Source organism: Natronosalvus halobius (assembly GCF_024138145.1).
GTDB lineage: Archaea > Halobacteriota > Halobacteria > Halobacteriales > Natrialbaceae > Natronosalvus > Natronosalvus halobius.
Map to the genome: position 1 here is coordinate 40840 of NZ_CP099999.1, position 6712 is coordinate 47551.

Annotated in this window: 15 protein-coding genes; 14 read left to right on the top strand and 1 reads right to left on the bottom strand. The window is 62.1% G+C overall.

Annotated features, from left to right (window positions below):
* Positions 1–88: 88 nt before the first annotated feature.
* The 14 genes from NGM15_RS18590 to NGM15_RS18655 all read left to right on the top strand — a co-directional run bounded on the left by NGM15_RS18590 (position 89) and on the right by NGM15_RS18655 (position 6287).
* On the top strand, positions 89–298 hold the full coding sequence (locus tag NGM15_RS18590) for a DUF7563 family protein (RefSeq protein ID WP_253439102.1): 210 nt from the start codon (positions 89–91) through the stop codon (positions 296–298).
* Positions 295–528: a hypothetical protein gene (locus tag NGM15_RS18595; RefSeq protein WP_253439105.1), complete on the top strand. Its 234-nt coding sequence runs from the start codon at positions 295–297 to the stop codon at positions 526–528. Before NGM15_RS18590 ends, NGM15_RS18595 begins: the two co-directional genes overlap by 4 nt.
* On the top strand, positions 525–803 hold the full coding sequence (locus tag NGM15_RS18600) for a hypothetical protein (RefSeq protein WP_253439108.1): 279 nt from the start codon (positions 525–527) through the stop codon (positions 801–803). Before NGM15_RS18595 ends, NGM15_RS18600 begins: the two co-directional genes overlap by 4 nt.
* A 72-nt stretch (positions 804–875) precedes the next feature.
* On the top strand, positions 876–1163 hold the full coding sequence (locus NGM15_RS18605) for a hypothetical protein (protein ID WP_253439110.1): 288 nt from the start codon (positions 876–878) through the stop codon (positions 1161–1163).
* Between the two features lie 568 nt (positions 1164–1731).
* Positions 1732–2073: a hypothetical protein gene (locus NGM15_RS18610; RefSeq protein WP_253439112.1), complete on the top strand. Its 342-nt coding sequence runs from the start codon at positions 1732–1734 to the stop codon at positions 2071–2073.
* Positions 2060–2794 carry a DUF6610 family protein gene (locus NGM15_RS18615; RefSeq protein WP_311136472.1) on the top strand — a complete coding sequence of 245 codons (735 nt, stop codon included), beginning with the start codon at positions 2060–2062 and terminating at the stop codon, positions 2792–2794. The genes NGM15_RS18610 and NGM15_RS18615 overlap by 14 nt, the downstream gene beginning before the upstream one ends.
* A complete protein-coding gene (locus NGM15_RS18620) occupies positions 2791–3609 on the top strand; it encodes a beta clamp domain-containing protein (protein ID WP_253439118.1) in 819 nt (272 codons plus the stop codon). The genes NGM15_RS18615 and NGM15_RS18620 overlap by 4 nt, the downstream gene beginning before the upstream one ends.
* The gene (locus NGM15_RS18625; protein ID WP_253439121.1) at positions 3606–3932 is read left to right on the top strand and encodes a hypothetical protein; all 327 of its coding nucleotides are present in this window, start codon (positions 3606–3608) and stop codon (positions 3930–3932) included. The genes NGM15_RS18620 and NGM15_RS18625 overlap by 4 nt, the downstream gene beginning before the upstream one ends.
* The gene (locus NGM15_RS18630; protein WP_253439124.1) at positions 3929–4231 is read left to right on the top strand and encodes a hypothetical protein; all 303 of its coding nucleotides are present in this window, start codon (positions 3929–3931) and stop codon (positions 4229–4231) included. The genes NGM15_RS18625 and NGM15_RS18630 overlap by 4 nt, the downstream gene beginning before the upstream one ends.
* Positions 4228–4497 (top strand): hypothetical protein, encoded by a 270-nt coding sequence (locus NGM15_RS18635; RefSeq protein ID WP_253439126.1) that lies wholly within the window; start codon positions 4228–4230, stop codon positions 4495–4497. Before NGM15_RS18630 ends, NGM15_RS18635 begins: the two co-directional genes overlap by 4 nt.
* Complete coding sequence (locus tag NGM15_RS18640) at positions 4494–5393, top strand: DUF6884 domain-containing protein (protein ID WP_253439129.1); 900 nt, start codon at positions 4494–4496, stop codon at positions 5391–5393. Before NGM15_RS18635 ends, NGM15_RS18640 begins: the two co-directional genes overlap by 4 nt.
* Positions 5390–5623 (top strand): hypothetical protein, encoded by a 234-nt coding sequence (locus tag NGM15_RS18645; RefSeq protein ID WP_253439132.1) that lies wholly within the window; start codon positions 5390–5392, stop codon positions 5621–5623. Before NGM15_RS18640 ends, NGM15_RS18645 begins: the two co-directional genes overlap by 4 nt.
* Before the next feature lie 275 nt (positions 5624–5898).
* Positions 5899–6066 (top strand): hypothetical protein, encoded by a 168-nt coding sequence (locus NGM15_RS18650; RefSeq protein WP_253439135.1) that lies wholly within the window; start codon positions 5899–5901, stop codon positions 6064–6066.
* A 44-nt stretch (positions 6067–6110) separates the two neighbouring features.
* The gene (locus tag NGM15_RS18655; RefSeq protein WP_253439138.1) at positions 6111–6287 is read left to right on the top strand and encodes a hypothetical protein; all 177 of its coding nucleotides are present in this window, start codon (positions 6111–6113) and stop codon (positions 6285–6287) included.
* A gap of 187 nt (positions 6288–6474) precedes the next feature.
* Here the strand turns inward: NGM15_RS18655 and NGM15_RS18660 are convergent, their stop codons facing one another.
* Positions 6475–6651: a hypothetical protein gene (locus NGM15_RS18660; protein WP_253439141.1), complete on the bottom strand. Its 177-nt coding sequence runs from the start codon at positions 6649–6651 to the stop codon at positions 6475–6477.
* Positions 6652–6712 lie beyond the last annotated feature (61 nt).

The window sequence follows — 6712 nt, forward strand, 5'->3', positions numbered from 1 at the left end:
CGCTCTGGCACTGCACGTGCGGTCGTCTCGTCTCGAGGCACATCTACGGCGAGACGTGTCCAAACTGCGGACTCCCGGAGGAACGGCCATGAGCACTGAAATTCCGACGGTCTACGGCGCCGACACTATCGGGAACCGCTGTCTCAACTGCGGGAATCGGGTCCTCGAGGGGACGGTCGGCGTCTACGGCGACAACGACGGAAACCTCCACGCGTGCCCGGAGTGCTCGACGTACCGACACCTCAAGCAGGGCGCTGGCTGGAATCCCGACTTCGAACCGGGGGTGAACGGCGAATGATAGTGTGCGAGCACCATCAGCGCCCTGAGTGCCTCGAGATCGTCGATGCGACTCTCGAGCGCGACGGTGATGACATCGAGGTAAAAGAGCACTACGAGTGCCGCCTCGAGGGACTCGAAGGGACCTACCACTACCTCCGGGGCGTCGAGACCGTCCGGGGCTCGATCGTCGCGACGGGCGAACTCCCGCGTACCATCCACCGCGCGAAACGCGAGGGGATTCGCCGATGAGACGCGTTATCGACGGCGGTGTTCGCTACGACTGGCAACTCGCCGTGATCGGATCGGACGTCGTCGCCTCGGTCCACTATCCTGGCGGGCCGTCGATCACCTACTCCACCGAACGGCTCCCGAACAAGGTGCGCGACCCCAGCGAGTTCGGTCTGCTCCCGCTCGAGGTGATCGAGCGGTATCACCGCAAATCGCAGACGGATACGCCGATGGGCGAGCTCGCCCGGAAGGTCCAGGCGGCCGTCCACGACGACGCCAGCGAGGTGCCAGCATGAGCGACGGACTCCCGGAGGCGACTCAGCGCGACGTCGAACAGGCCATCGAACAACTCGAAACGGAGGACGACGATGCACGATAGAATCCCACTTGACGATCTGGACCGCGAACTGACCGAAGAAACACTCACCGAGCTGTGCGCCCGGCGACTCACCATCGAGGAGATCGCCGAGTTCGTCGACGAACGCGAGCACCACGTCGAGCGGGCGTTGGGACAGTACGGCCTCGAGGCGACGGGCTACCGGCCGCCCTCGGGGACAGTGGCGGCGACGTTGCTCGCGACCGATCCGGACGTAACCGAGAGCGAGACAGAGCCACAGTCAACGACCCTCGAGAAATTTGCAGGTGGTCAGGCATGAACGAAGAGTGTCAGTCCTCGAGCGGTGTTGACCGTTTCCACGGCCCGTGTACGGTTCCACGAATCGAGTGCAACAAGTGCGGAACCGGACACCACCCAGACGCAGCAAACGGCGAGTATATCGGTCACTGCCGGGAATGTTCCGCGTTCCTACCACGACCGACCGAGAAACAGGAACGGCGATTCACGCAATTTATCGGCTGGAAAGACCGATACATTCGGCCGGAAACTGAGCGAGGTGAGAGCGATGAGTAAGAACGATACACAACAGAACGGGACTGAGCGCGAAGTTGAATTACTCCCACTGTTATCACAGGACCCGTGCCTGTGGTGGTGGATCGACGGGAAGGTGGTCGCATGACCGACGAGTGCGACCACGAATGGGTAGAGATAGCCCACTATCCAAGCGGCCAGGCCTGCCGCTGGCAGTGCATTAACTGCCTCATGGAGAACGGACCATGACGGTGCGGTGTGACGTTTGCGGTGTCGTTGCGAAGCTCGAGAAACACGATGGCGAATGGCTGTGCCCCGACTGCATTCAGTGCAACGTACAGCCGGACGGTGGTCGCGTGAGTGGTATTGAGCGATTCGAGGCTCCGCCAACGAACCAGATCACGACCTTCGAGACGGCCGAACTCACGGCACTCTGCCCGTTCGACTTCGGCGGCCCGGATCACTACGACCTAACGATCAAATACGAACCAGACGGTCACTGTCTCGAATCACGCTCGCTCAAACTCTGGCTCGAATCCTACCGCGACGAAGAAATCACTGCCGAACGGCTGGCAGACGAACTCTATCGAGACATTTCGCGGTCCATCGAACCGGCGCGTCTTTACGTCCGACTCGAGCAGGCACGCCGTGGAGGAATCGAGGAGACTGTGGAGGTAGGTGAACGTGCCCTCTGTTGATATAATCACGACAGGGCGGCCTGATTTGACAGCCTACGCGGGCGAGTATGGATACCTTCGCGGTACCCGCCTCGATGACGAACCACGATACCGACGCGAGAACGTTCGCGTGGAGTTTCTCGATCTCCACTGGGAAGAACCGGATTTTGAGGGCCTACTCGAGGCTGCGGAGTGGCACCGGCCAAAGTACGCGGTCGCCGGGGATTACGATGGCTCGAATTACGAGAAGGTCAACGACCGAGCCCGGCAGCTCGCTGAGTACGCCGAGAACGTTATCGTCGTCCCACATCACGACGGCGATCTCGAGCACGCTCCCGAGTGGTGCGTCGTCGGTTACTCGACGCCGTCGGAGTATGCCGCGACGGAGATACCGATTCGGGAGTATCGAGAAACGAGCCACGACCTCCACATCCTCGGAGGGACGCCGCATTTGCAACACGAGTTGCTCGGACGTCTGTGGGTCGAGAACGTCGTCTCGATGGACTGCAACAGCCACCACAAGGCAGCAACCATCGGCGCGAAGGCGTGGTATCCTGACCGGCCACACTGGCGAAAGATCGGCCCGGAGGGTATGGAGAACGCGGTCGAATCCGCATACAAGATTTCGGTTACGAACCTGAATATGGATCACCAACGACGGGGTTTATTCCCAGCGACGGACGGAGGAAGCAGCCGCTACATAGAGACGGGGACTGAGCGTTCAGGGGGTGACGACCGATGACGGACACGGCCCAGGAGACGATCGTCGACGAGGAAGCGTTCGAGGCGACTGTCACTCGAGGTGACCTCGTCCGCATCGCCGACGCCCTCGAGCCGGTCGTGGACGAAGCGCGACTCCACTTCACGACCTCGGAACTGCACGCGAGTGCGGTCGACCCCGCGAACGTCATGGCGGTCGACAGTGGTCGGTACGAGATCGAGGCGAACCAGCCGGCGGTCATCGGCATCGACGTCGAGGAACTGCACGAAACACTCCATTTCCTCGCCTCGTCGGACGAGGAGGTCACGCTTCGGTACGAAGACGGCGATGACGAGCTCACCATCTTAGACAACAACTGGTTCGACACCGCCTCCGTGGTCGACGAGGAGTACATCCGCGACGACCGCGACCTCGATGACATCCTCGAGCGGATAGACTTCGAGGTGGTGGGGACGGCCGAATCCTGGGAGTTCGCCGGTTCGATCAACAAGGTGGCGCTGGCAGCCTCGAGAGGGATACGGTTCCTTCCGGTCGCAGATGGCGTCCTGACCGAGGGAGACCGAAAGGAGTTCAACGAGGACGACGGGGGGTTCGAACGCGTCTGGGGCTACCAGGACGAATTCGATGCCGACCTCGAGCGCCGACCGGCCACCTACGACGGTGCGGTGTCGGTCTACTCGCCCGACTATCTCGAGGACCTGGCTCAGGCACTCCCAACGGAGGGAACGGTCACATTCTACACGGGCGATAACATCCCGCTCATCGCCGAGTCCAGCGAAGGACCTCGAGTTGTGGTCGCCCCGCGTCTGAAAAATCCCGTGGAGGACGACCGATGACGGACGGTCTCCACGAACACACGATCGAACTTCGAGAGGAGTACCCCGACCGACTCTATCCACTCCTCATCGAGCTGGCCGAGTACAATCGCGAGGAGTGGCTCGAGGGGCCGAAGGACAACACGATCGGCGCCGACGAGGTCCGCAAAACCGGGCTCACGGGGATGCAAAAAGAACTCGCCGACATGGTCAAAGAGCGCCTCGAGCGCTACGAAGAGTGGGCGTGTGACTGGTGTGGCGTCAATCAATCAACGTGCACGAAAGGCGTCGGTGGCCCGTCGCTGTGTAACGAGTGCGCCTTCGGGGACGGTGATTCCGAATGATGGTCAACCGAGCCATCTGCGAGGAGTGTAACAACCGGATCGACTACCTCTCTCGCGATGGGCCGATCCGCTGTGACTGCGGCGACGAGATGGAGTTCGCGGGGAAGGTCGGATGCGTTCGCGGACTCTCCGAAGGACAGACGGCGAACGACGACCTCCAGGACCTGATCGATGAGTGGCTCGAGTACGCGTCGCAGTACGGCCACCACCAAACGGACACGTTCAACGCACGGTGTGAGACGTGGGAAAGTGCGGCCGACCAGCTCGAGGATATCGTGACGGAGGAATCGGATCGATGAACGAAGCCGAACCAAAGCCGTGTCGCCACTGCGGGACGGAAACCACCCAGCGCGCGTCGGGAATCCCCTACTGCTCGATGGACTGCATCGGCGCCCGCCGACGCGAGAAAGATAACGAGGTCCTCGAGTGCCCGTATCCCGACTGTGACTGGAAACAGGTGTACGATCCAGAGAACGGCCTCTCGAGGTCGATCGCCTACACGAACGCCGAAGAGCATCGCGAAGAGCACCGGTCGGCGTTGGCTGCAGGAGGTGACGAACAGTGACCGACGTCGATCGAACCCCGACGCCGCGCGAACACGAGCTCTCGAACGGTGACCTCGCGGTCTCGAGTCATTGGGTCTGGGGCGTTCGCGACGCGACCGTCGTCCCCAACACGAAGCGGCCACTGTACCGACTCCTCATGCGCGTGCTCGAGGACGCCCCTGTTCCCGACTGTATGCCCGCCCGACTCGCCACTGCCTGCACGGATCTCGTCGACGTCAAAGACGCTGTCGAGAACATTGATCGAGGCAGCGCCGATATCGGTGGCGTCGGCTGGGGGATGGGCCACTGTTACCGCGTCCGCGACGCGATCGAGGCCCACCGCGACCGCGACCCGATCACGCTCGTGGCCGTCGGCTGTTCCGGGACGAAAGACCACGCCGACGAGCCACTCCCGTCGAAAGAGCGCTACGCGGGCGGCTACTGGACGAACAAACGCCAGTACGGTGAGACGGTCGGCGACGACTGGCGGGTTATCTCTGCCGAACACGCACTGCTCGAGCCCGACGCGCCGATCGAGTACTACGAAACGCACGTCACCGATCTCGATGGCATCCCGGTCGATCACGACGGTCGCCTGCCGAACGGCGAGCCTGTCACGACGCTCGTGGACCTGTGGGCGTACAACGTCCACAACGAACTCGCACGCTGGCTCGAGGACGCCGCCGGTGGCATTGATCCGCGTGACGTTCGACTGGAGGTCCTCCTGGGGAAAGACTACGAGAACCGCCTTCGCGAGCGGGACGTCTTCGACGTGCTTCGAATCCGGGGCGACCTCGAGGTCGCGTTCCCGTTCCGAGAGGTCGAGGGGCTGACCGGCATCGGGAAGCAACGACAGTGGATGGCCGGCGAGGTCGCGGCGTCGGCGCTCGCGACCGACGGAGGTGAGCCACAGTGACCGAAGACGAACCCTGTCCGGTCTGTGGCTGGGGCGTGATCCGCACCGAACACATCCCGGAGAACCCGAGCCCGGACCACGAACCGCACGCACCCGGAACACAGTACGTCCACTCGATCGAGGCGACTGGAAACGGCCGCTTCCAGATAGGCGGCTGTTGCGTCTACGAGAACGGCGAAACCGATCCGTGGACGCCGCCAGATACCCCGCGCCTCAAGCCGAGTCCCTAACCGCGACAGTACCCACGCTGACCTCGAGTGCAAGTTCTCGATCGCGGTCCTCGGCGCGTCGGCTCGAGCGCCGATTCACCGGCCACGACTGACGTCACGAAACGACGTCCGGAGGCGCGAAGTCGCCCACGTTCGACCCCTGGCCGCGCTGTAGGTACGGTCCTATCATGCACCATCACACCAAATCGGGCCAGCATGGTCTCCCACCGTTGCCTGTTACCTCCACTTTCGCACCGAGGCGGACTGTTTCTATCCAGTGAAGCGAACGACCGCGTATGAAATGCGACCGGTGTGAGCGCTGGTCGGACTACCGATTCAACGTCAAACTCTGGCATCGGATGAACCAGCGGTCGGAGTACTACTGCGAGCGTCACGCCCTCGACCGGATCGACGAGGCGAGCCGAGACCCTAATATCGAGATCATGTCGAAGACGAAGCGGTAAGGACTCGGACCAGATTTATCTAGGAGTGCCCGGAACACCAACGCATGGGAATTCATTACACGGCCGTCTGTTGCGACTGTCGGTTCCGAGAGAGCGGATCTGAGAAAGCGGATGCGCAGGGCCACCTCGAGGATCACCGGTCGGACCACCCGACTCACAACGTCGTCGTGAAAGAGGCGCCGGTCGGTGGGGCCGCAGAGTACCCCGATCGCCGACCATGACACCACGATCGTTCGTCTGTCCATCACCGGACTGTTCGCACTCGACTGGCGGCGCTGCCGAGCTGGCCGAGCATGTCAACACCGAACATCCTGGCGAGTTCCGACGAAAGGACTGGCCGGCGACCGACGCAGGCCGGGCGACGCGGTCTCGAGATCGGGCCGTCGATGAGGAGTAATCGCTACCGTCTTACAGGCGACTTGCCACGAGGCCAAGAACGCCGATAGCGAGAACACCTAACGCAATGATGGGCGTCCATGAATCAATCGCAACTGATGGGCTTATTCCATTGATCCCCGCGTAGAGGGTCGAAAGCACGAGGAATCCGGCAACCACTGCCAGCAACATTCCACCTGGGTTTGACATGAAACCCGCGTCTCGATTGGAGCTATTAAACCTACTCCCTCCAACGACGCTTACGTTCACT